At 50.4% G+C, this 24,438-nt stretch carries 20 protein-coding genes and 1 riboswitch; of the genes, 2 read left to right on the top strand and 18 right to left on the bottom strand.

Going from position 1 to position 24,438, the window contains the following annotated elements:
• Positions 1 to 18 precede the first annotated feature (18 nt).
• From queA to rsgA, 8 genes are all read right to left on the bottom strand, one after another.
• A complete protein-coding gene (gene queA, locus BLP55_RS13920) occupies positions 19 to 1,068 on the bottom strand; it encodes a tRNA preQ1(34) S-adenosylmethionine ribosyltransferase-isomerase QueA (RefSeq protein WP_091145712.1) in 1,050 nt (349 codons plus the stop codon).
• Between the two features lie 385 nt (positions 1,069 to 1,453).
• Positions 1,454 to 2,689: a 3-phosphoshikimate 1-carboxyvinyltransferase gene (locus tag BLP55_RS13915; RefSeq protein WP_091145709.1), complete on the bottom strand. Its 1,236-nt coding sequence runs from the start codon at positions 2,687 to 2,689 to the stop codon at positions 1,454 to 1,456.
• Positions 2,689 to 3,015, bottom strand: a complete 327-nt coding sequence (locus BLP55_RS13910; RefSeq protein WP_091145705.1) for a nucleotide pyrophosphohydrolase — start codon at positions 3,013 to 3,015, stop codon at positions 2,689 to 2,691. The genes BLP55_RS13915 and BLP55_RS13910 overlap by 1 nt, the downstream gene beginning before the upstream one ends.
• Before the next feature lie 39 nt (positions 3,016 to 3,054).
• Complete coding sequence (locus BLP55_RS13905; RefSeq protein WP_091145702.1) at positions 3,055 to 5,028, bottom strand: DUF3857 domain-containing protein; 1,974 nt, start codon at positions 5,026 to 5,028, stop codon at positions 3,055 to 3,057.
• A 17-nt stretch (positions 5,029 to 5,045) separates the two neighbouring features.
• Positions 5,046 to 7,055 (bottom strand): DUF3857 domain-containing protein, encoded by a 2,010-nt coding sequence (locus tag BLP55_RS13900; RefSeq protein WP_317040311.1) that lies wholly within the window; start codon positions 7,053 to 7,055, stop codon positions 5,046 to 5,048.
• Positions 7,056 to 7,059: 4 nt separating this feature from the next.
• Complete coding sequence (locus BLP55_RS13895; protein WP_091145694.1) at positions 7,060 to 8,964, bottom strand: DUF3857 domain-containing protein; 1,905 nt, start codon at positions 8,962 to 8,964, stop codon at positions 7,060 to 7,062.
• 52 nt (positions 8,965 to 9,016) lie between these two features.
• Complete coding sequence (gene dtd / locus BLP55_RS13890; RefSeq protein ID WP_091145690.1) at positions 9,017 to 9,469, bottom strand: D-aminoacyl-tRNA deacylase; 453 nt, start codon at positions 9,467 to 9,469, stop codon at positions 9,017 to 9,019.
• 10 nt (positions 9,470 to 9,479) lie between these two features.
• Complete coding sequence (rsgA, locus tag BLP55_RS13885; protein WP_091145687.1) at positions 9,480 to 10,460, bottom strand: ribosome small subunit-dependent GTPase A; 981 nt, start codon at positions 10,458 to 10,460, stop codon at positions 9,480 to 9,482.
• Between the two features lie 190 nt (positions 10,461 to 10,650).
• Here rsgA and BLP55_RS13880 point away from each other — a divergent pair, with 190 nt between their 5' ends.
• Positions 10,651 to 11,166, top strand: a complete 516-nt coding sequence (locus BLP55_RS13880; protein ID WP_139149679.1) for a YybH family protein — start codon at positions 10,651 to 10,653, stop codon at positions 11,164 to 11,166.
• A 2-nt stretch (positions 11,167 to 11,168) separates the two neighbouring features.
• On the opposite strand, the gene BLP55_RS13875 is transcribed toward BLP55_RS13880, so the two are convergent.
• The 5 genes from BLP55_RS13875 to BLP55_RS13855 all read right to left on the bottom strand — a co-directional run bounded on the left by BLP55_RS13875 (position 11,169) and on the right by BLP55_RS13855 (position 16,123).
• On the bottom strand, positions 11,169 to 12,251 hold the full coding sequence (locus tag BLP55_RS13875; RefSeq protein WP_091145791.1) for a bifunctional 3-deoxy-7-phosphoheptulonate synthase/chorismate mutase type II: 1,083 nt from the start codon (positions 12,249 to 12,251) through the stop codon (positions 11,169 to 11,171).
• Between the two features lie 171 nt (positions 12,252 to 12,422).
• Positions 12,423 to 13,280 (bottom strand): prephenate dehydrogenase, encoded by an 858-nt coding sequence (locus BLP55_RS13870; protein ID WP_091145680.1) that lies wholly within the window; start codon positions 13,278 to 13,280, stop codon positions 12,423 to 12,425.
• Entirely contained in the window at positions 13,277 to 14,434 is a 1,158-nt protein-coding gene (locus tag BLP55_RS13865; RefSeq protein WP_091145677.1) for a pyridoxal phosphate-dependent aminotransferase, read from the bottom strand. The genes BLP55_RS13870 and BLP55_RS13865 overlap by 4 nt, the downstream gene beginning before the upstream one ends.
• Positions 14,431 to 15,249, bottom strand: coding sequence for a prephenate dehydratase (locus BLP55_RS13860; RefSeq protein ID WP_091145674.1), 819 nt, complete (start codon positions 15,247 to 15,249; stop codon positions 14,431 to 14,433). Before BLP55_RS13860 ends, BLP55_RS13865 begins: the two co-directional genes overlap by 4 nt.
• A gap of 262 nt (positions 15,250 to 15,511) precedes the next feature.
• Positions 15,512 to 16,123 carry an outer membrane beta-barrel protein gene (locus BLP55_RS13855; RefSeq protein ID WP_091145670.1) on the bottom strand — a complete coding sequence of 204 codons (612 nt, stop codon included), beginning with the start codon at positions 16,121 to 16,123 and terminating at the stop codon, positions 15,512 to 15,514.
• A gap of 192 nt (positions 16,124 to 16,315) precedes the next feature.
• Here BLP55_RS13855 and gldA point away from each other — a divergent pair, with 192 nt between their 5' ends.
• Positions 16,316 to 17,218: a gliding motility-associated ABC transporter ATP-binding subunit GldA gene (gene gldA / locus BLP55_RS13850; protein WP_091145665.1), complete on the top strand. Its 903-nt coding sequence runs from the start codon at positions 16,316 to 16,318 to the stop codon at positions 17,216 to 17,218.
• Between the two features lie 21 nt (positions 17,219 to 17,239).
• Here the strand turns inward: gldA and BLP55_RS13845 are convergent, their stop codons facing one another.
• The 5 genes from BLP55_RS13845 to BLP55_RS13825 all read right to left on the bottom strand — a co-directional run bounded on the left by BLP55_RS13845 (position 17,240) and on the right by BLP55_RS13825 (position 24,072).
• Positions 17,240 to 17,986, bottom strand: a complete 747-nt coding sequence (locus BLP55_RS13845) for a head GIN domain-containing protein (protein ID WP_091145663.1) — start codon at positions 17,984 to 17,986, stop codon at positions 17,240 to 17,242.
• Position 17,987: 1 nt separating this feature from the next.
• The gene (locus BLP55_RS13840) at positions 17,988 to 19,082 is read right to left on the bottom strand and encodes an acyloxyacyl hydrolase (RefSeq protein WP_091145659.1); all 1,095 of its coding nucleotides are present in this window, start codon (positions 19,080 to 19,082) and stop codon (positions 17,988 to 17,990) included.
• 124 nt (positions 19,083 to 19,206) lie between these two features.
• Complete coding sequence (gene metF, locus BLP55_RS13835) at positions 19,207 to 20,163, bottom strand: methylenetetrahydrofolate reductase [NAD(P)H] (RefSeq protein ID WP_091145656.1); 957 nt, start codon at positions 20,161 to 20,163, stop codon at positions 19,207 to 19,209.
• A 232-nt stretch (positions 20,164 to 20,395) separates the two neighbouring features.
• The gene (metH, locus tag BLP55_RS13830; RefSeq protein WP_091145652.1) at positions 20,396 to 23,074 is read right to left on the bottom strand and encodes a methionine synthase; all 2,679 of its coding nucleotides are present in this window, start codon (positions 23,072 to 23,074) and stop codon (positions 20,396 to 20,398) included.
• Positions 23,074 to 24,072, bottom strand: coding sequence for a homocysteine S-methyltransferase family protein (locus tag BLP55_RS13825; RefSeq protein WP_091145648.1), 999 nt, complete (start codon positions 24,070 to 24,072; stop codon positions 23,074 to 23,076). The genes metH and BLP55_RS13825 overlap by 1 nt, the downstream gene beginning before the upstream one ends.
• A gap of 186 nt (positions 24,073 to 24,258) precedes the next feature.
• Positions 24,259 to 24,361: riboswitch (SAM riboswitch) on the bottom strand.
• Between the last annotated feature and the right edge of the window lie 77 nt (positions 24,362 to 24,438).

Below are 24,438 nucleotides of genomic sequence, written 5' to 3'. Positions count from 1 at the left end.
ATTTGGAATTTATCCTCGCTAGAGGATCAACATTGCGTCGCCGTACGAATAAAAACGATACTGTTCCTTGATGGCCTCTTCGTAGGCTTTTTTCATGAGGTCGTGGCCGATAAAGGCCGACACCATCATGAGCAGCGTTGATTTTGGCGTATGGAAATTCGTGATCATGCAGTTGGCCACGGCAAAATCGTGCGGCGGGAAGATGAATTTGTTGGTCCAACCTTCGTAGGGGTTGAGCGTTTTGTTGGACGATACCGAGCTTTCGATGGCGCGCATCGAAGTGGTACCCACGGCGCATACTTTTTTGCGTTTGCCCTTGGCGGCGTTGACGATGTCGCACGCCTCCTGGGTGATGACGAGTTCTTCGGAATCCATTTTGTGTTTCGACAAATCCTCGACCTCTACCGGGTTGAACGTGCCCAAACCTACGTGTAATGTAATCTCGGCAAAGTTGACGCCCTTGATCTCGAGTCTTTTGAGCAGGTGCTTCGAGAAGTGCAAACCTGCGGTAGGCGCGGCCACGGCACCTTCTTCTTTGGCGTAGATGGTTTGGTAGCGCTCGGCGTCGTCTTCGTTGACTTCGCGGTTGATGTATTTTGGGATCGGGGTTTCGCCGAGTTCGGTGAGTTTATTGCGGAATTCGTCGTACGAGCCGTCGTACAGGAAACGCAGCGTTCTGCCACGGGAGGTGGTGTTGTCGATGACTTCGGCCACGAGCGAATCGTCGTCGCCAAAATACAGTTTGTTGCCGATGCGGATCTTACGCGCCGGATCGACCAACACGTCCCACAAACGTTGCTCTGAGTTGAGTTCGCGCAGCAAAAATACTTCGATACGCGCGCCCGTTTTTTCCTTGTTGCCGTACAAACGCGCCGGGAACACTTTGGTGTTGTTGAGCACGAGCACATCGCCATCTTCGAAATAATCGATGATGTCCTTGAACATGCGGTGTTCTATTTTCTTGGTGTCGCGGTGGATGACCATCAGGCGCGATTCGTCGCGGTTTTCGGCTGGGTAATCGGCAAGAAGTTCTTTGGGGAGGTTAAAGTTGAAGTGCGATAATTTCATACAAAGATTTTGATACGGCGGCAAATATACGATGCAAGCAGGGGCGTTGTCAAGTGTTTTGGAAGTTATTTGGAACTTGTGCGGCTGAGTCCTTGTCTTTATTAGGTTCAGACGACTTCTTAAACCCGGCCAGCAAAAAAGTTGTGGTTGAAAAAGTACATTTTTTTACTTCGTACAGTTCGCCCTTTGGGCTCGGGTCTGTAGTATACTTATTGACCAAACGGGTATTTTTGTCCCATGGGAAGGGGGCAATGAAGGTATTCCCTAAAAAAACATCAACATACACGCAAGCAGACCCGAGCCTGCAAGGCGAACTGTACGAAGTAAAAATCTGTACATTTTGTTAAAGTTTACCGATAGGTTTCCATTGTTGATGACGGCAACCTCAGCCCTTAGCGTCTGGCAAAATTTCAAACCCAATCGACTGCAAATCATTCCAAAAATTCGGATACGATTTTGAGACGACTTCGGCATCCCCGATCAAGAGCGGCACCTTGAGTGCGAGCGGCGCAAACGCCATGGCCATACGGTGGTCGCTGTAAGTGGCGATTTTGACGTAAGGCGTTATCGAACTGGACGCGGCCAGTGTCAAACCGTCGTCGGTCACGCGGACATTCGCCCCCAATTTCGACAACTCGGTTTGCAGCGCAACAAGGCGGTCGGTCTCCTTGATCTTGAGCGTATGCAGCCCCGTCAAATGACAGCCAATCCCGAGCCCGAATGCCGTGACGGCGATGGTTTGGGCGATGTCGGGCGTTTGGTTCAAGTCTAGAGTTTGAAGTTTGACGTTCGAGGTTTGCTTGTGCAGGACGATTCGATTATCCTCGAAAATTGTTCGGACGCCGAGCGATTGGTAGATGTCGGCCAAAGCACGGTCGCCCTGCAAACTGCTTTCTCTATAACTCGACAAAGTAATTTTTGTACCGATGGCAGACAACGCCACGATCGAATAAAAATAAGACGCCGACGACCAATCGGATTCAACGGTCAACGTGCGCGCCGCAATATGCTGCGGGCCTGGCTTGATCGCAATGACATTGTGGTCAAAAGTAGCGTCGACCCCAATTTCACGCAGCAGTCCCAACGTCATGTTAATGTAAGGGACAGACGTGATGCGCCCCTCGAGCGTAAGATTCAAACCCTTTTCAAGCCGCGGGGCGATGAGCAGTAAGGCCGAAATATACTGGCTGCTCACGTCGGCGGCGAGCGAAACCTTGTTGTTGGTCAAGTTTTTTCCTTTGATCTTGAGCGGCGGAAATCCTTCGGCTTCCAGATAATTGATATCGGCGCCCAGGCTGCGCAACGCGTCGACGAGGATCTTGATCGGGCGTTCTTTCATACGGGAAGAACCCGTCAGCACCACTTCGCGTTGGTCCTGGATCGCAAAATAGGCGGTCAAAAAACGCATGGCCGTTCCGGCGTGGTGGATGTCGACGACGGCATCGTGGCCCGCAATGGCTTTTCGCATGACCTCGGAATCGTCGGAATCTGAAGTGTTCTCGAGCAAAAGTTGCGGATACAGCGCCTGCAACAACAGCAATCGGTTGGTTTCTGATTTGGAACCCGAAATCTGCAACGCCTGCCCTGATCGCAACGCCGATACCGAAAGTTCTAAATTCACTATTTTAGTTTTTCGTTGTTGTGGTGACGGTCGTGGTCGCGCTTGGTCTTCAAATCCATCTTTTTGTCGAAAGCGGCCTGCAAATCGACACCGGTTTGGTTGGCCAGACACAATACGACAAAAACCACATCGGCCAATTCCTCGCCCAAATCCTTGTTCTTGTCGCTTTCTTTTTCGGATTGCTCGCCGTAACGCCTGGCGATGATGCGCGCCACCTCGCCTACTTCTTCGGTAAGCTGGGCCATGTTGGTAAGTTCGTTAAAATAGCGTACGCCGTGGTTTTTGATCCAATCGTCAACCTGGAGCTGGGCATTCTTGAGGTCCATATCTGTGGTGTTAGGTCCTACAAAAATAGCGGTTTTGGGTCAGATTTTTTTCAGGACGATTTTTTCCTGCTGCTTTTCGATCATCTTGCGGTAAAATTCCTTGAGCGCTGGATAAAATCCGGCCGAAACAAACGCCGAATTGGTTTCGTGGGTCACGTTGAGCTGGATACGGTTGTCCTTGTGTACCAGATTGAAGTTAAAATTGCAGACGTTCTCGCCTGTGGTGATACTGACCGATTGCGGTACCGATTCTACCGCGTATCCGTCGGGAACTTGCAGGTTGATGTTGTAACGCATCTGCTTCGGATGACCAAAAAATACGGGCAGGATGCGCTGGTCCATCACAAACGGATTCTTGCTTTCGGCCAGGAAAACCATCGGATTGACATACATTTTCCCGCCAATTTGCTCGACCAGTTCGCTGGATACAAACGAATAGGTTTCGGTGATGGGTTTGGTGCAATCGGTTTTGTTCTCGCAGCCGTATTCCGAAACATCGGCGCCCAAACGTTCTTCGAGCCGCTCTTGGTATTGTTCTGGGTTTTGTCCTGCGAAAGAAGTCCTGAAGTCGTGCGCCTCAAAATCGGTGAGGTTCGCACGTACCTTGCCCGACACCTTGCCCGTCGCATCGATTTGCCCCATCAAATTGATATTTTGCCGCGAAATAAGCGATGGCATCATGTTGATTTCTTGCGAAGACCCGTCGCGACGGATCAACCTGCCGTTCCAATTGCACGCGCGTTGTGGCAAAATCCCCACCGCGGCATACTTGTCGGTCGCATCGAGTAGCGTCATCTTGCCGTCGATTTCTACCCCGACCACCACATAGTTGAACACACGCAGGTTCGGGAACGCGGGCACGCCATTATCGACCGTACTCACGAGCACCGGATAGGCTGGCAGTCCCGAATAATTGAGCATCGAAATCAAAATGAAATTGACCTCGGCGACATTGCCCACCTTGTCTTTGTAGGCCTGTCTGACACCTTTTTTGGTATTGTAGCCGTATTTGTTGTCCCACGTCATGGTGCGCTTGACGTGTTCGAGTACGGCCGTAACGCGCTCTTGCATGGGTGCCGAACTCTTGGCCAGGGCGGGTACGTCTTGTTCAAAAAACTGACGCTGCTCGAGTTCGGGACCAAAACGCTTGTCCTTGTAGATGGTTTTGGCCACACCTTCCCAAGTGGTCGAAATTTGCTTCTCGGGTTCTTCGGGCCAACGGATTCGGTCGAGCTCATGCTGTACAGACGATCGGTAGTTGGCGATGTTGTCCAGGTAGCCCTCTTCCTTTAACGCGGGCAGGTTTTCACCCGTGTACACGCTGTTGACCGACTGGAAATCGACCGAGACCATTTGGTTGTATTTGTTGTCGAACGTAAAATGGCCGCGTTCGATTTTGCCATCGGATTTGACGTAATCGTACCCAAGGATGACGGGCTTGTAAATGTAAAACTCGGGAATCTCGGTGATGTATTGCGTGTATTTGACCGGAATCGGGTACTGAAAATGGAACACCGGGAACTCACCCAAATCGGCCGACTTGAGCGTATACTTGAACTCAATCACCGAACCCGCCTTGACATTGGGCATCGTGATCGATCCCATGTTCCAATATTCGTTCATGTCTTTCTTGAAAGTCCCTTGTCCGGTAAGCTTGGTCTTGACGATTTGGCCATTTTCGAGGTTGTAGGTCACGCCGTCCGAAAACTTGAGCCAGTCGTCTGAAATGTTTTCGTAACCCACATAATACGGCACTTCGAAATTGGCCCACTTGAGCCCCTCGGGTTTGTAGATTTTAATGCGCATCTGGTATTCGTGCACGGCCGTGAAGCCTTTGACGCGGTCGTACTTGAACGTGGTTTTGGCGCCGTTGTACAACACCGCCGCGGCCGCCGACGTATCGATCGAACAAGACTTCTCCTGCAAATCGGCGACGGTGACTTTGCCCCAGTCTTTCTTTTGTGCAAAGCCCGAAAGGCCTAACAACAACAGCAACCAAATGTTTTTTCCCATCAGCGGTTTGTTTGAATTTAGGCTTTCACCAACACGATTTTCTCGGCCTGCTGTTCAACCATCTTTTGGTAAAATGCCTTGATGGTCTCGTAGTAGTCGGCCGGAACAATGGCGGTATTGATGTCGGTGGTCACGTTTACCTGGATCTTGTTGCCGGTTTGCCCGATGTTGTACTTGAACATCCCAACGTCGTCACCCGTAGACAACACAAGCGGCTTGGGCATCGACTCGACGGCATATCCTTCAGGAATTTCGATGGTAACCGAATACTTGCTTTGCGTCGGGTATCCGAAATCTACCGGGTATTCGCGTTTTTCCTGTTTGAACGGGTTCTCGGTATCGGCCAAAAACAACAGCGGCGACACATACAATTTCCCATTGATGACTTCGGTGGCCTTGGCATCTTTGAACGAATACTTCTCGACGAGCGGTTTGCCCAAATCGAGTTCGTTCTCACGCTCGTAATCGTTGATTTCCATATTGGTCCGCCCTTCGATCGATTCCAGATAAGCATCTGTATTCTGTCCGACATAACGCTCCCTGAAATCGAGCGCATGGTGTTCGCTCAATTGGTTGCGCACCTTGCCTTCGATGGCGCCGTCGGGTTTTATCGAATAGAGCAAAAAGCTCACTTCGCGCGAAGGGCTGCTCTCCATCAAATCGATTTGCGTCGAGGTGCCGTCCTTGCGGATCAACCGCCCGAACCAATTCAAATCGCGCAACGGCAGCGTGTTCGGGATCGAATACTTCTCGGTCGCGTCGAGCAACACCATACCTTTGTCGGTTTCCACGGCCGCGATCACGGCGTTGAAAGCCGTCGTATTCGGGAACATCGCAATGCCGTTCGCGCGCGTACTGATGAGTACCGGATTGGCATTGAAACCCGCGTAGCGCAACATGGCCGTGAGCATCAGGTTGATTTCGCCCATGTTCCCTGTTTTGTCTTTGAACGCCTTTTTGACCCCATCGTTACAGCCATAACCATAGTATTTGTTCCAGGTCATGTGGTTCTTAACGTAGTTGAATACGGCCGCCAAACGAGCATTTTGGGCACTTTCTGTACTCAATACCTGGTCAATCTCTTTTTCGAAATAACCAGTCTTGGCCAGCTCCGGACCAAAATCATCGTAGTCGTAAATGGTTTTGGTCAAGCTCGCCCAGTCTGTCGAAAAAGTCTTTGCAGGCGACTGCGGGAACCTGATCATGGACAGCTCGAACCGAACACTTGCCGTGTAATTGTCAATGTTATTCACGAAACGCTCAGCTTTCATCGCGGGAAGATCTTGCGCCTGGTAAGTGGCTTGCTTTTCGGAATAGGTAATTTGATCTTGCGTGAACCTGGTTTGGATGACATGGTTGGTCATTGGTGACGACTTACCTGTAAATACAACAGTTCGTGTCGTTTCGCCCTGGGTTAACTTTGGCGAAATAAATCCCTTGTGGATCGGATTGTAAAAAAAATACTCCGGAACAAATGTCCTGTATTCTGAATAATTGACGGGGATTTCCCTTTGAAAATTCCACTCGCGAATCTGGTCGAATCGCTGCGATTTGATGTTGTAGGAATACTCGATCACCGACCCTTCCTTGACGGCCGGCATCGTAATCTTGCGCTGGCCCCAATACCGGTTGACCTGTTCGTCAAACTCGCCGTCGCTTTTGAGTTTGGTCTTGATGATTTCGCCGTTCACCAAATTGTAAGTCACCGCGTCGTCGAACCTTACCGTTTCGCGCTGCGCCGACGGCAGGTAATAGGTCAGGCTTTTGGTGGCCCAATCATAACCTTCCTTCTTGTAAATCTTGACGCGTACCTTGACTTCGGTGTTCATTGTAAAACCATCGGTTTGGTCATAGTTGATCCTGACTGTGCCTTTTTCGAACAAAATGGCTGCCGCCGCCGACGGGTCTTTCGGGTGTTCTTTTTCCTGCAGTTCGGCCAAACTCACTTTGCCCAAATCGAATTTTTGGCTGTAACTATTCAACACGAATAAAACTACAACCAAGCTGATCACTAATCTTTTGTCCATCATTTTATGGTTTTTTAATGAGTACAATCTTGGCGTTGTCGTTCCGCGAAACCTGGTCCATGAATTGTCTGAAATCTTCGTATTCGTTGCTCGGATAAAGTCCTTTTTTGATCAACAACGTGCGTTTGTACACCAAATGCCGCTCATCGGATTGCACCAATTGGGTCTCGTAGTCCCCGTATTTGCCCGACAACTTGAAATCCTGCGGAAGCGCCTCGATGGCAAACCCCTCAGGCAATTCGACCGAAATCTCATCGACATCGTAGCTACCGCGCGCCATTTCGAACGGAAACTTCCGGTTCCTGATGCGTTTGACCGAGCCGGTCTGGTTGAATGCGTTGACGGCAAACATCATGCGCCCGCCCGACAAGCTCCCGTAGTTCTCGGCCTGCAAATCGAGCGTTTCGGTAAACGCCACTTTTTGCTTGTCGTTGGCAAAAGCCGATTGAACAATCTTGAGGTTGCCGATGTTGCTCCAGTATTCTTTGTAGTGGGCTTCTTTTTCGTTTGCGGGCCGTTCCGCTATGTGGTATTTTGAATACTGAGCCCCTTCAGAAACGATACGTATTTGCCCCGCCATCAATCCGTTCTCAGAAATGCCATAATGGCCTTTACTGAACTGACTGTTTCCCTTGTCATCATAGAATTTGGTCTTGATCATTTCGCCTCCGTCTGGTTTGAGTACCAATGCGTAACGGTCGTCTGTAAAACCTGCCTGAAAATCAAACGGATCGGACTGACTCGTACACTCCATCCAACGGTAGTTTGAACCGTCGGGAATGGCAAGTATCACGTGGTTGAATTGCATTCCGACAAAATCGGGATCTACCCTATTCATCCCTTTTGGCGAACCAAAAATACGGGTATAATACGCTGGGACGTCTACAGCTTCTAGTAGCGCCTTTGTGTAATTGCTCAACGCCTTGCAGTCGCCGTAGCCTAGTCTGTCGACATCTTTGGCAAGCATCGGCCTCCAACCCCCAATTCCCTCTTGAATACTTACATACCGCGATTTTTGCTGCACAAAATCATATACGATACGTGCTTTTTTGATAGGATCTTTCTCGTCGCCCACCAATTGTCGAATCTTTAATTTGGTCTCATCTGGTATCTCGTCGGTTCCCGATAAAATTTTTTCAGAAAACCATTTCCCAAATTCCTTCCAACTCTTTGCATTTCCGTCAACGCCTTCAAGTTGAAAGTAATCTAATCCCATCATTAGCCTCGGGAAAAAATCTGAAGCCGCTGGGCTGAGTTCCTCATACTTATAGGGCACAATGTTCGAAACTTCATAGGAAATATGTGTCGCGGACGCTGCTCCTCGTACTATCGGAAACCTCGAAAAATGCAGTTCTTTTTTCTTGAACCCGAGATCGCTCGGGAAAGTTACCGACAATACACTTTTCTCGATTCCCAAATAATAATGCTTGACCGGTTGCCATTCGGGCAAAAATGCGGTATTGGAAGAGCTTATTTCGCAGTCATAGACAATCGTAATGGGATACTCCGTGGGCGTGTATTCCAAATACAGAATTCTACCATCGGAGACAAATGTACTGCCATCCGCTGCAGTCTGGTCCCTGAAGTCTTTTCGTTTGAACCTTTTCAATTCCTTCCCAAAAGCATCAAAAACGGTCGCCTCGATATTTTTGATTGTGGTTCGCTTATCATAGCTCTCTATTGCCTCAACCGAAGAAAAACCATGTTCGTTAAAAACGGTCACTACTCTTCTTTGCTTCACGGTCATACTACGTTGAGATGCAATATCGACATCCAATCTTTCAAGCCGCACCACCGCATTGGCGTTCTGCTTCAAACTGTCTGGTAACGACAAAATACTGTAATCTGCTTTTTGCCCGCATACCGGCAGCGCCAGCAGGCAAAAAAACACCCAAAACAAAGATTTCATTGGAGACCGAATTTCTCCAAATATAGATTTTTTTTAGAAATATTTAACTTTCTCAGTATTTATTTTTGGTGTCGATCAAAATCGTGACGGGGCCGTCGTTGCACAGCGCAACTTTCATGTCTGCACCAAATTGACCGGTCTGGATTTTTTTGCCGAATGCCGCTTCGAGTCGCGCGACAAATGTTTCGTACAGCGGAATGGCCACCTCTGGTTTGGCCGCCTTGATGTACGACGGGCGGTTGCCCTTCTTGGTCGCGGCGTGCAACGTGAATTGGCTTACCGCAATGATTTCGCCGTTTATTTCGTGTACCGATCGGTTCATCACACCAGCGTCATCGTTAAAGATCCGCAGGTTGACGATTTTTTGCGCCAACCAATCGATGTCTTCGGCAGTATCGGCGTCTTCGATACCAACCAACAACAGCAACCCCCAGCCGATGTCGGCCACCTTGACGCCATCGATCGTAACCGAGGCTTGCGAAACCCTTTGGATTACTGCTTTCATCGATCAAACATTAAGATTCGCGGGTTTTGTCACTTGCGATCCGGTCTTCGTTGTAGGTGTTGGTGCGGTAGTGTTCTTCGTCGCCCTCGAGGATTTGCAGGTAGCTGTGGTAACGCGACCAGGCGATCTCGTCGTGGTCGAGCGCGTCCTTGATCGCGCAGTGCGGCTCGTCTTTGTGCAGGCAGTTGTTGAACTTGCATTGGTCCTGCAACCTGAAAAACTCGGGGAAATAGCCGCCGATTTCTTCTTTTTCCATGTCGACGATCCCGAATCCTTTGATGCCCGGCGTGTCGATGATTTTTGCATTGAACGACAAATCGTACATCTCGGCAAAAGTGGTCGTGTGCTGGCCCTGCTTGCTTTGTTGCGAAATAACCGACGTTTTCAAATCGAGCCCAGGTTCGAGCGCATTGACCAAGGTAGACTTGCCCACGCCCGAATGTCCCGAAAACATGCTCACCTTGCCCACCATGAGTTCTTTGAGCGGCAGGACGCCTTTGCCCTCGGCGGCCGAAACGCGCAGGCATTGGTACCCTATTTCTTCATAGGTATGCTGCAGGAACAGCTGTTCGTCGAGCGTGGCATCGGCCAGCGTGTCGATTTTGTTGAACACCAGGATCGCCTCGATACCATAGGCCTCGGACGTCACCAAAAAACGGTCGATGAAACTGGTGGTCGTGGGCGGATTGTCGATGGTAATGAGTAAAAATACCTGGTCTATGTTGGCCGCGATAATGTGGATTTGTTTCGACAAATTGACCGACTTGCGCACAATGTAGTTTTTGCGGTCGTGGATGTGGTGGATGAGCCCCGTGGCCGTATCGGTTGCATGTTCCAGTTCGAAATCGACGTGGTCGCCCACGGCAATCGGGTTGGTGCTCTTGATGCCTTTGATGCGGAACTTGCCTTTGATGCGACATTCAAACGCAGTACCATCCGCGGTTTTCACGGTGTACCAACTCCCTGTCGATTTGTAAACGGTTCCGGTCATGGTGCAAAATTAACTTTTTCGGACAAACCGCCATACCCATAACGCGGAATTGTGACCACAACGCCATGGCCTGCCAACAAATCGTCTTTATACGAAAACGATTTCCGCATGGCAATAAAGTTTCAAAATTATTACTGGATATCAACAATTTATCTTACATTTAATACAGAAAAACTGAAAAACTTAGATTATGAAAAGTAAAATTACAATCCTTTCCGCTTGGTGTTGCTTGGCGGTGGTGCTGTTTTCCTGTAACAAAAAAGGAGCGATGGCGGGCGACGAACCCATAGATGTCACCCAAATCAAGAACGAAATCCAAGCCATCGAAAACCAATTTGCCACGGCACAAAGCTTGGGCGAAATAGACGGCATGACGTATTATGCCGAAGACGCAACGAGCTATCCTTACGACCGTATGCCTGCCGTGGGCCGCGCCGCCATCCACAAAGACATGAAAGACGAAGTAGCGCGCAGGCCGCCGGGCATCACCAAAGTCACCTATGTCACCAACGAAGTATTCCCTTCGTCCGATGGCGAACAGGTGGTAGAGCTCGGCAGCTACAAGATTTCTGACTCGTCGAGTACGTTGTTGTTTTCAGGCAACTTTGTGGCGCTGTTTGTCAAACGTGACGGCAAATACTACTGCATTCGCGACATGGCCACCTCAGACCGCGCCAAGGAAGTCGCCGAAACCGAAAAAAAATAGCTTTATCCGTTGATGACTTTCACCTGATGGCTTATGCTTTCCTCGTGGATGGCCTTAAAGATGCGCAGGATAAATTCTTCCGTGAGCCCTTTTTGGCCACCCTCGGCGATCATTTTCTCGAGCACTTCGTTCCAGCGTTTGTTTTGCAACACCGCAATGTTGTTGGCTTTTTTGAGCGCCCCGATTTGTTCGGCGATCTTCATGCGATGACCCAACACCTCGAGTAGTTTGCTGTCGTCGATGTCGATTTGCGCGCGTAGCTTGTTCATCTCGGTATTGAAACTGTCGGCCTCGGTCGTGAGTTGGCGGATGCGCAAGTCGTCAAGGATTTGTTTGAGCCTTTCAGGTGTGACTTGTTGCGCCGCGTCGCTCCACGCTTCGTCGGGGTTGTTGTGCGTCTCGATCATGAGCCCATCATAGTTCAAATCGAGCGCCTGTTGCGCAATTTCCTGGATCATGTCGCGCTTGCCCGTGATGTGCGACGGATCGCAAATGAGCGGCAAATCGGGGAAACGGCTTTGCAACTCGATTGCGATTTGCCATTCGGGGATGTTGCGGTATTTGGTTTTTTCGTACGTCGAAAACCCGCGGTGGATGACGCCCAGTTTTTTGATTCCTGCTTTGTACAACCGTTCGACGCCGCCGAGCCACAACGCCAGATCGGGGTTGACGGGATTCTTGACCAACACAATCTTATCGGTATCCTGCAATGCATCGGCGATTTCCTGTACGGCAAACGGGTTGACGGTCGTGCGTGCACCAATCCACAACACATCGATGTCGTGTTCGAGCGCGAGTTTGACGTGCGCCGCCGTGGCCACTTCAACGGCCATGAGCAGTCCGGATTCGGACTTGGCCTTTTGCAGCCATTTGAGCCCGATGGCACCCACGCCTTCGAATCCGCCGGGACGCGTTCGTGGTTTCCAGATGCCCGCACGGTAGATGCTGACGTCTGAATTTTTGAGTTGGTGCGCAATGTCCAAAACCTGTTCTTCGGTTTCGGCGCTGCAAGGGCCCGCGATGACGATGGGGTGTTCGAGTTTGAATTCATCGAGCCAGTTTCTGAGTTGTTTATGGTTTTGCATGATGTTTTTCTTTTTTTGATAAATGTTGTTGTCTGGATGGGCTGCGTTAGCGGTTGAAGCGGCATCCTTTTGCGGCCGCAGCGCAGCGGAGGCCGTAAAAGATAGAGCGAAAGACGCGGTGGCGGCGAGCACAATGCGATCAGCTTTGTGCGAGCCGACGAACGCCCAAAATTAAAACTTCTTCCCCATCCCGTTCAATATTTCCTTAATCCTGTTGACGCCGTGCATTTCCTCGAAAATCGCGTCGTAATCCTCACCCTCCAAAAGTGCTTTGAACTGCTGCAAATTGGCGATGTATTCGTCGAGGCTTTTGGCGACGTGCTTGCGGTTTTGTTTGAAAATCGGCGTCCACATTTCGGGCGAACTTTTGGCCAATCGCACCGTACTTTCGAACCCGCTGCCCGCCATGTCAAAGATATCCCTTTCGTGCTTTTCTTTTTCGATGACGGTTTTGCCGAGCATGAACGACGAAATGTGCGACAGGTGCGAGACGTACGCAATGTGTTTGTCGTGCGATTTGGGCTCCATGTAGCGGATGCGCATCCCGATTTCCTTGAAGATGAACAGCGCTTTTTCCTGGAGCCTAAAGGTAGTCATTTCGACTTCGCAAATGATGTTTGTTTTTCCTGCGAACAGTCCTTTGATCGCTGCCGATGGGCCTGAAAATTCGGTTCCTGCAATCGGGTGCGTGGCCATGAAATTGCGGCGTTTGGGGTGTTTTTCGACCAGTTCGCAAATGGGTTTTTTGGTCGAGCCGGTTTCGATGACCAGCGCGTGGTCTGGAATCAGGTCGAGGATTTTCGGAACCACTTGCAGCGCGGCGTCGACGGGAATTGCGACAATAACCAAATCGACTTCGGGCAAATCTTCAAACGTCGCTTTTTGGTGGATGATGCCCAGTGATAAAGCCTCGTCCAAATGCGCGTCGTTTTGATCGATGCCCAAAACCGTGGCTTGCGCAAACACCGATTGCAAATCGAGCGCGAGCGATCCGCCGATGAGTCCGGTTCCGATGATGGCTATTTTCATGGTTGTCTGTTTTTGATGCGTTCGATGGCTTGCTTGATTTGGTCTTCGGGCACGCAAAGCGAAAAACGGATGTAGCCTTCGCCTTGGCTGCCGAAAACTGTTCCGGGCGTGATAAACACGTGTTGGTTGTACAAAATATCGTCAATAAAACTTTCTGCCGACGCGACGTTTTTTTGCAATTTGGCCCAAACGAACAACCCGACGGCATTGCGGTCGAACGTGCAACCGAGGGCAGTCGCCAATTCAAAAATCAAATCGCGGCGTTGGCCGTAGATTGTGTTTTGGCTTTCAAACCAATCGGCATCGCTTTGCAGCGCGGCGGCCGCACCTTTTTGGAGCGCATAAAACATCCCGCTGTCCATGTTGCTTTTGACCTTTAAAATCGCGTCGAGCAACTGCGGATTGCCGAGCACCATCCCTACGCGCCAACCCGGTATGTTGAACGTTTTCGAGAGCGAGTTGAGTTCGAGTGCGACTTCTTTAGCGCCATCGACCTGCAAAATCGAAATCGGATTGTCATTCAAAATAAAGCTGTACGGATTGTCGTTGACGATCAAAATCTCGTTGCGTTTGGCAAAATCGACTAGTTTTTCAAACAACGCTAAACTGCCCGTCGCACCCGTCGGCATGTGTGGGTAATTGACCCACATCAATTTGACTTTGGACAGATCGGACTTCTCGAGCGCATCGAAATCGGGTTGCCAATCGTTGGCTTGCTCCAAATCGTAAAAAACCGGTTCGCCACCCGCAAGATGTGTCGCCGAAACATACGTTGGATAACCCGGATTTGGAATCAGCACCTGGTCGCCTTCGTTCAAAAACGCGAGCGAAATGTGCACGATGCCTTCCTTGGAACCCATCAGCGGCAGGATTTCGGCATCGGCATCGAGCGCCACATTAAAATGTTCATGGTAAAACGACTGCATCGCACGGCGCAATTCGGGCAAGCCTTGATAACTTTGGTATTGGTGCGCGCCGGGCTGCGACAAGGCCGATACCATCGCATCAATTACGGACGACGACGGCGGTAAATCGGGGCTGCCGATGCCCATGTTGATGACCGATTTTCCCGAAGCGGCAAGTTGTCGGACTTCCTTTAATTTGGCCGAAAAATAGTATTCCCCGACCTGCGAGAGGCGTTTGGCTGTGATCATGGCTGTTCGTTGTTATATTCGCCGAGCACCTTGAAATGTTCGGCCATTTGGGTAATTTGCGATTGTGCGCGTTCGTAATTCGAATAATCGTCGAAAGTCACATCGACAAAAAAAACGTATTTCCACGGCGTTTCGATCTTGGGCAACGATTGGATCTTGGTGAGGTTGAGCCCGCAATCGGCCATCACATTGAGCACGGCGGCCAAACTGCCGCGTTCATGTTTGAGTTCGAATTTGAGCGATGCTTTGTCGAACTTCTTATCGACAACCGATTGCTTTTCGAGCACCACAAACCGCGTCATGTTGTTGCTGATGGTTTGGATTTCGGACGCGAGGATTTCCAGATCGTACAATTGCGCGGCGGCTTTGCTCGCGATCGCGGCGATTCCGGTGGTTCCTTTTTCGCGGATGCGGCGCGCGGTTTCGGCGGTGTCTTTGTCTTCGACCAATTTGAGGTGCGGGTGTTTTTTGAGAAATGCCATGCATTGCAGCAGCGCCATCGGATGCGAATGAACCTCGGTCAAATCGGCTATTTTTTGATTCGGCAGCGCCATCAAATTTTGGTGAATGTTCAGATAATGCTCGCCTGTGATTTGCAATTCGTGCCGATCGATGAGCGCATAATTCGGGATGATCGAACCCGCAATCGAATTTTCAATCGCCATGACGGCGCGCGTTGAATGCCCCGTGAGCAGGCTGTCGACAAGCGCTTCGAACGACAAACATTCATCGACGGCAACGCCGGCACCAAAATAATCGATGGCGACCTGGTGATGGAACGAACCTAGAATTCCTTGTATGGCTACTTTTTGCATCGGTTTGGACAAAAAAAAATCCCGATTTGCATCGGGATTGTATAGGATATTGAATTAATAATTTTTCAAATAACACCACGACAATCCCGCTTCTGGCTAAAGAAGTAAAATGAATTGTAGTAATATGCGTTGTTATTGAACATGCTTTTATTTTGTTTGGCTAAAATAGGAAAATTTATTTCGGGTCGACAAACGATGGCGTTTTTTTAACAAAAAAGCATCCGATTTTGGATGCCTTTCTGTGGATTGCGTTTGCAGGTTCTTAGAAGTTTTTAGAAATCCCGATGTTGAACGACTGCCCGAATGAGATGTTGAACTGGCTGAAATCGCCACCGTTGTTGTCGTAGTTGAGCGTCTCGTATCCGATACCGCCAATACCGAAGTTCAATCCAAAGCCTTTGTTCATGTTGATGAACAGTGCGGGGGTGATGCCCACGAAAAACCCGCTTGCCTTGCTGGTTGTCGTGGTCGAAAAAAAGCCGTTGAACGATGTATCTTCGTCTTTTCTGCCTTGGTAGCCCGCCTCGAGTTGTGCAAACGCAGCGAACGTTTCACCCAAAGGAATGGTGTACCTGCCAAACGCGCCAATTTTAAAATCGTTCTGCTTTTGCTCGGTGTTCGAAGCCGGGTTCAAATTGCTAGTGTTTTCATTCTTTTGACTGGCGATACCTCCCACGATGCCTGCAGTCCATTTGTCAGTAAACTGATAGCCAACCATAGGCGCAAACTCAAAGTAATTGCTCTTGTTTTCGTTTGGACCCACTGAGTTCTTTCCGGTGTTGTAATAGACGTTCCCGCCTACGAGGATGGTTCCCTTTTGTGCGTTGGCCATCCCAAAGAAAGCCAGTGCTGCGATGATCAGTGTTTTTTTCATGGTGTTTGATTTTAGTTGTTTCATTTATTAGCATAAAATTTCAACTTTTTTCGACACCTTGAATGGCTGCAAAATTGGGTTTGTAAACATAGTTATCGACAGTTTAACGCGAATTGCATTAAAATTTTGTCAAAATCGGCGGCGGCCAAAGCAATCCAACTCTTTTGATTACATTTGCGAAAAATCTCCCATATGTCTATCACGGTCAGCGGTATTTCTAAAAGTTACGGCGCGCAAAAGGCGCTCGATGCGGTTTCATTTTCGATCGAAAAAGGCGAAATTGTAGGTTTCCTCGGGCCCAACGGCGCGGGCAAGTCGACGTTGATGAAAATCCTGACGACCTATCTCTCGCCCGACGAAGGATCGGCCACCGTGAACGGACACGACGTAAACCACAACCCGAAAGCCGTACAACGCGCGATTGGCTACTTGCCCGAACACAATCCGCTGTACCTGGATTTGTATGTGCGCGAGTACCTTGCGTTCAATGCCGATGTGTACGGCGTGGGTAAATCCCGCATCGACGAAGTGATCGCGCTCACGGGTCTCACACCCGAAAGTCACAAGAAAATAGGGCAACTTTCAAAAGGTTACCGCCAACGCGTTGGGCTCGCCAATGCGCTGCTGCACAATCCCGATGTTTTGATTTTGGACGAACCTACTACGGGGCTCGACCCGAACCAATTGGTCGAAATCAGGAATGTCATTAAGAACGCGGGCAAAAACAAAACGGTGTTCCTCTCTACGCACATCATGCAGGAAGTCGAGGCGATTTGCGACCGCGTAATCATCATTAACCACGGCCAAATCGTCAAGGACGAAAAGATCGAACACATCGTCAAAGGCCAGGAACAAGTGATTGAAGTCGAATTCGATTTGCGCGTCGAAGAGCAGCTGCTGGCGCAAATCCCGAACATCACCGCGTGGAAAAACACGCACGACATGATGTGGGAACTCACTTTCGAATCGGATACCGATTGCCGTCCGGCCGTTTTTGATTTCGCGCAAGCCAACGGGCTCAAGACATTGCAACTCAACTTGCGCAACAAAAACCTCGAAGCGGTGTTCCGCGAAGTGACCAAAAAAAACAGCTAGGCCTCGCACGTCATTTTTGCACTATTCGAGCACGAACAACCGCCCCTGGTAATGCTCGGTCACGTCAATCAGCGGCGGCCGCCTCACTGAGAACACGTTGCCGATGTTGAAAATATTGCCCGAAATAGATTGGACGGGATGCACGTACAAATCGTTCGACCCGCGGTGGTACAACACAACCTGTTCGGCCATCAACTCCTGTCCGTAAAAAATACCGCCCGACTCATACACCGAGAGCTGCAGGTTGTTGGTGTGCCCCGACAAATAAAACCGCGACACAGTGTTGTTCTCGATCATGAGGTTTTGGTTGTCGATGTTCAAATAGAAATCGCCCGTACCCGTACCGTTGTAGCTGTCGTACGAATCCATCGAAACGATGTGCAAATCGGGAAAAGTCAACGTCCCGCGTGACACGATCGGCAATTCGGTCTTGGCGTAAATGTCGGTCAAATTGGGCGCGGTGATGTACACCACCGTTTGCCCATAGTCACGCACCCAATTGCATGTGGTTTGGTCCTCGAGCGTGAGCACGCCGTTCTCGACTTTGACCGTAATGTCGTTCACGAGATTTTCGCCCGCCTGCACCTCGACTTTGTAGACGTCGCCTTGCGCAATCACGAGTGCGATGCCGCGGTTGACCAAAACCGTATGGAACGAAAAACCATCGTAAGTCTTGACCGTGGTAGCACCCGCCGATTTGATGCAATCGCCAGGTTTTTCGCAGCCCGCCAAAACCAAAACCAACCATAAAGCGACTATCTTTTTCATGTTACAAACGCACCCCGACGCCCAGCTCCAACGCCTCGGCCAAAAAGCCGTGCGTCTTGACCGAAAGCGCGCCAAAGATTTTTTTAGTGATGTAATATTTGAGCCCGACGCGGTCGTAAAAAGACACGTCGAGTTTTGCCGGATCGTAGGCGTAGTAACCCACCTGAACCTCGATAGACAACCGGTTGATGAACAATTCGTGTCCGACAAAAACACCTACGCGTTTGTAATCGGTATCGGCATCCATGGGTTCGTTGGGGAAGGCAATCGCGCGGTATTTGATGTATTCCTTGTTCGAGGTCGTCGCAAATCCTTCGATGCCCAACTGCAAGGCGCTTTTGCGTCCGATGCGTTTGTCGGCGTAGGCACTTAAATGATAAAACGGTTTTTGCCCGCTGCCAATGACGGGGCTTTCGTTGACGCCGCCACGAAACACGGCGTTGAACCGTACCGGTTCGGTAAAACGAACGTTGGCCAGCGTCGTATCGACTTTGCGGTACTGCACCTCGCGAAAATTGTAGTTGACGCCCACGTTGAGCCCAATGGTGTTGAGCCCGCTGTTGGGCGATTTGACGCGGCCCATCGAGTAATGCGTAAACGCCAATCCGGCCTGCACGCCAAAATTGCCCACCAGGTTTTCCTTTTTGTAATCGATCAAAAAATTGGTGTTGGCCATGAATTTCGAGCCAAACGCGGTGTTCTTGCTGTTGCTTACTTTGTCGTACGGATGGGTCGTCAGCGCCACGCCTTGCGCGATCTTGACCATCAAATGCCGTTTGAGGAAGTAAAAATTGTAGTGCGCGCCTATGGTGTAACATTCGCCCAGTTGTTGGTTTTTCAAATCCTGGTACAAAAAGTAGCCACCATAGTCGGGGTAATTGTAGATGGCTTCCCATTCCTGGTTGCCGTTGGTCTTTTTGGAGAAACTCACCATGACGCCCTCGGGATGCCCGGTGATCAGGTGCGCAAGTTCGGGTGAATGCAGCACGACGTTGCCGCGCAAAAAAGACACGTCCACGGTTTCGTACTCGGCGGTATCTTGCGCCAACAATCCGTAGGAGAGCAATAAAAATAAGCCGCTTAGGAGTGTTTTCATAATTCCGAATGCGGCAAATATATCGTTTTTAGTTCAATCGTTTAACTGTTTAATCGTTTAATCGGAGCTTCAATGGTACGATCGGTTAATCAATTAAACGATTCACCGATTAAACAAATAAACCTTAAAACACCGCCTGCGCGATCGCCTTGATGTTCTCGGCCTTGCCCATCGAATAATAGTGCAACACCGGCGTTCCCGCTTTTACCAATTCCTTGCTTTGCGCGATGCACCACTCGATCCCGATTTGCTTGACCGCATCGTTGTCCTTGGCTTTCACTACCGCCATGATCAAATCGTCGGGCAAATCAACCTTAAAGCGGTGCGGGATCAGGTTCAATTGTTTTTTGGTCGCAATCGGCTTGAGTCCCGGAATGATCGGCACGGTGATGCCCGCCGCGCGCACCTTGGCCACATAGTCAAAATACTTTTGGTTGTCGTAAAACATCTGCGTGATGATGTAGTCGGCGCCGTTCTTGATTTTTTGTTTCAAAAAGTAAATGTCGCTGTCAATGCTGGGCGCTTCCATGTGCTTCTCGGGGTAGCCCGCCACGCCTATGCAAAAGTCGGTTTTGCTTGTGTTTTGCAGATCGGCATCGAGGTAAATCCCGTTGTTCAGGTTCGAAATCTGCGACACCAGTTCGGTCGCATAGTGGTGCCCTTCCCGCTCGGGCTTGAAATAAATCTCGCTCTTGATCGCATCGCCGCGCAACGCCACCACGTTCTGGATGCCCAAAAAGTCGATGTCGATCAAAAAGTTCTCGGTATCTTCCTTCGTAAACCCGCCGCACAAAATATGCGGAATCGCATCCACCTGGTATTTGTTCTGGATGGCCGCGCAAATCCCTACCGTTCCCGGCCGTTTCTTCACGATCTTCTTCTCGAGCAAACCATTCGGCAACTCCTTGAGCTCGATCTCCTCACGATGGTACGTCACGTCAATAAACGGCGGATCGAACTCCATCAGCGGATCGATACCGTCAAAAATCGATTGGATGTTCTGGCCTTTCACAGGCGGCAAAATCTCGAACGAAAAAAGCGATTTGCCTTGGGCGTTTTGGATATGTTCGGTAACCTTCACGTTATTTTTTATTGTTTATTTTTATTTTTTATTGGGGCGTGCCGGCGGAACGGCGTCCTCTTTCTAATCAAAAATTTTGGCCGCCGTCGCGCTGTCCGCTCTATCTTTTGCTTCGTAAACTCCGCAAAAGGATGCCGCTTCCATCGCTCACGCGGGCATCCCGTTTCCGCTACCTGTCTTGCAGCAAAGCGGTCCTGATTCTTGCAATGCAATGGTCTTGCAGCGCAGCGGTCTAATCGGCGATATTCGGCCCAAGCCAACGCATCGCTTCTTCCAAAGAAATCCCACGACGCTGCGCATAATCGGCCACCTGGTCTTCCTTGATTTTCCCAAGCCCAAAATACTTGCTCTCGGGGTGCGCAAAATAATACCCCGACACCGACGAAGCGGGCCACATCGCCATGCTCTCGGTGAGCGTCACGCCAATTTGGTTGGTTACGTCGAGCAACTCAAAAATCGTCGGCTTCTCCAAATGGTCGGGACACGCCGGATAACCGGGCGCCGGACGTATGCCTTTGTAATCCTCGGCAATCAGCTCGCTGTTCGAGAGTTTTTCGTCGGCGGCATAACCCCAGAATTCCTTGCGCACGCGCAGGTGCAGGTATTCGGCCAAAGCTTCGGCGAAACGATCGGCCAAGGCTTTGACCATAATTGCATTGTAATCGTCGAGGTTTTGCTCGAATCTGGCGGCTTTTTCATCGACACCAAATCCAGTCGTCACACAAAAACACCCCATGTAATCTTGCTTGCCCGAATCCTTGGGCGCAATGAAATCGGCCAACGCAATGTTGGGCGCGCCCGCTGTCTTTTGCGATTGTTGTCGCAAGGTCAGGAATTGGGCTATTTTGTTGCCGTTGGCATCGGTCAATTCGATGTCATCGTCGTTAACAGTATTGGCGGGAAAAATCCCGAATACGCCTTTGGCTTCGACCCATTTCTCGTCGACCATTTGCCGCAACATGCTTTGCGCGTCGGTAAACAACTTGGTCGCTTCGGTACCCACCACCTCATCGTTCAGGATGGCAGGATATTTACCGAACAACTGCCACGACTGGAAAAACGGTGTCCAATCGATAAAATCGACCAGCGCTTCGAGCGGTACTTCGATGGTTTTTTGCCCGATGAAATTGGGTTTGACCGGTGTAAAATTTTGCCAATCGAGCGCCCTTTTGTTTTGTCGCGCACCGGCAATCGTATGGTAATTTTTCTCGCGGCTGCGGTTCAAATACCCGTCGCGCAGTTTGTCGTATTCTTCGCGGATCGCCTTGACGTAATTGGCCTTGGTTTCGGCCTGCAACAAATTACTGGCGACGGTCACCGCACGCGACGCATCATTGACGTGCACGACGGTGTCTTTGTATTCAGGTGCGATCTTGACGGCCGTATGCGCGCGCGAAGTCGTTGCTCCGCCAATCATGATCGGAATTTTGATGTTGAGTTTGTCGAGTTCCTTGGCCAGATACACCATTTCGTCGAGCGATGGCGTAATCAATCCGCTAAGCCCGATGATGTCGACGTTTTCACGTACGGCGGTCTCGATGATTCTCTCGGGCGGCACCATGACGCCCAAATCAATGATCTCGAAGTTGTTACAACCCAGCACCACGGCCACGATGTTTTTGCCGATGTCGTGCACATCGCCCTTGACCGTCGCCATCAGCACTTTTCCGGCCGATGCCGACTGCCCGTCTTTTTGTGCTTCGATGAACGGCAACAGATAAGCCACCGCTTTTTTCATCACACGCGCCGATTTGACCACCTGTGGCAAAAACATTTTGCCCGAACCAAACAAATCGCCCACGACATTCATGCCCGCCATCAAATTGACTTCGATCACATCGATCGCACGCTCCGATTGCAAACGCGCTTCTTCGACATCGACCTCTATGAATTCGTCGACACCTTTTACGAGCGAATGGGTAAGTCGGTCTTGGAGCGAACCGTTGCGCCACTCCTGAACGGCCTTTTCTCCCGTCTTGGATTCACCTTTGAAACTTTCGGCCAGATCGAGCAGGCGTTCGGTGGCATCGTCGCGGCGGTCGAGCAGTACATCTTCTACATATTCGAGCAAAGTCGGATCGATTTCGTCGTAAATCTCGAGCATTTCCGGATTCACGATACCCATGGTCATGCCGTGCTGGATCGCGTGGTACAAAAATGCCGAATGCATCGCCTCGCGCACCTTGTCGTTGCCGCGGAACGAAAACGACACATTGCTCACGCCGCCCGAAATGTTGGCCAGTGGCAGGTTTTCGCGGATCCACGCGGTGGCTTTGAAAAAGTCTACGGCGTTGCGGCGGTGTTCTTCCATGCCGGTGCCCACCGGGAAAATATTGGGGTCAAAAATGATGTCGGCGGCGGGAAATTGCACCACGTTTACCAAAATGTCGTACGAACGTTTGCAGATTTCGATACGGCGTTCATAGGTATCGGCCTGGCCGACCTCGTCAAACGCCATCACGATTACGGCTGCACCATAACGGCGAATGAGTTTCGCGTGGTGGATGAACGCCTGTTCGCCTTCCTTGAGCGAGATCGAATTGACGACACCCTTGCCTTGGATGACTTTCAAGCCGGCCTCGATGATTTCCCATTTCGAGCTGTCGATCATGATCGGGACACGCGCGATGTCGGGTTCGGCGGCAATCAGGTTCAGGAATTTGGTCATGGCGTGCACGCCGTCGAGCATGCCTTCGTCCATGTTGATGTCGATGATTTGCGCACCGCCTTCTACCTGGTTTCGGGCGATGTCGAGCGCTTCTTCGTATTTTTCTTCCTTGATGAGCCGCAGGAATTTGCGCGACCCGGTCACGTTGGTGCGTTCGCCCACGTTGACAAAAATAGACTCCTCGGTCACCAAAAGCGGCTCGAGTCCTGAAAGTTGCAGGTGTATTTTGTTGGTTCTCGACATCAGGCAGTTTGCAGCTTTCGGGGTTGGTATTGGGCCGCGACTTCGGCAATCAGACGGATGTGGTTTGGTGTGGTACCGCAACAGCCGCCTATGATGTTGATCAGGTTGTCGTCGAGATAATCTTTGATAAGCGCCTGCATTTCCTCGGGCGTCTGGTCGTATTGGCCAAAGGCGTTGGGCAGGCCGGCATTCGGGTGCGCCGAAATGTTGAGCGTGGTGTTGTGCGCCAAACGTTTCAGATACGGTTTGAGCTGGTCGGCGCCGAGCGCGCAATTGAACCCGATGCTGAGCAGGTCGATGTGTTGGATCGAAATCAAGAACGCCTCGACGGTTTGGCCCGAAAGCGTACGGCCCGAGGCATCGGTAATCGTACCCGATACCATGACGGGAATGTCGAGGTGGCGTTCTTCTTTGACTTCTTCTATGGCAAAAAGGGCGGCCTTGGCGTTGAGCGTATCGAAAATGGTTTCGACCAATAAAATATCGGATCCACCGTCGATGAGTGCCTCGACCTGTTGTTTGTAGGCAATGCGCAATTCGTCGAACGTCACGGCGCGGAACCCCGGATCGTTGACGTCGGGCGACATCGAAGCGGTTCGATTGGTGGGACCTATCGAACCGGCAACGAATCGCGGTTGGGTTGGGTTTTTGGTAGTATAGGCGTCGGCGACTTCGCGTGCAAGACGTGCCGATTCATAGTTGAGTTCGTAAACCAGGTCCTCCATGTGGTAGTCGGCCATGCCGATGGTGGTGCCCGAAAAGGTATTGGTTTCGACAATGTCGGCGCCGGCTTCGAAATATTGGGCGTGGACATCTTTGATGGCCTCGGGCTGCGTGAGCGAGAGCAAATCGTTGTTGCCTTTGAGCGGGTGCGGGAAATCCTTGAAGCGTTCGCCGCGGAAGTCTTCTTCGCTGAAGTTGTACCGTTGCAACATGGTGCCCATGGCGCCGTCGAGCACGAGGATACGTTGTTGTAGGGCTTTTTCTACTGGTGACATAGTTCGTATTAATGTTCGAAAGGACGACGGACGTTCTCACCTAGCCCCGATGGTAGCGGCATCCTTTTTCCTGCGCCTTTAGCAGGAAAAAGATACAGCGTACAGCGGGACCAGACGTGATTGAACGACCAATCGCGTGCTCCTAAAAAATAAAAATGTTACCAAAAAAAGTGAGGGAAATCTCGGGGGTTATCTGTCTTTGAAATCAAAGTAGAATGTAGCACCTTCTTTAGTTAAAGGGTTGCTAAGGCTTCACCGGGTCTAGTCCCTCGGCCTTTCGTGATAACAGTCATGATGTTTAAGAACGTTGCAAAGTACGGGATTAGGTTTTGATTTTACAACATTGCCGCAAAAAATATACGATAA

This window comes from Flavobacterium caeni (assembly GCF_900101895.1).
In the GTDB taxonomy this organism is placed as follows: domain Bacteria; phylum Bacteroidota; class Bacteroidia; order Flavobacteriales; family Flavobacteriaceae; genus Flavobacterium; species Flavobacterium caeni.
This window is presented reverse-complemented; position numbering and strand designations above follow the sequence as displayed.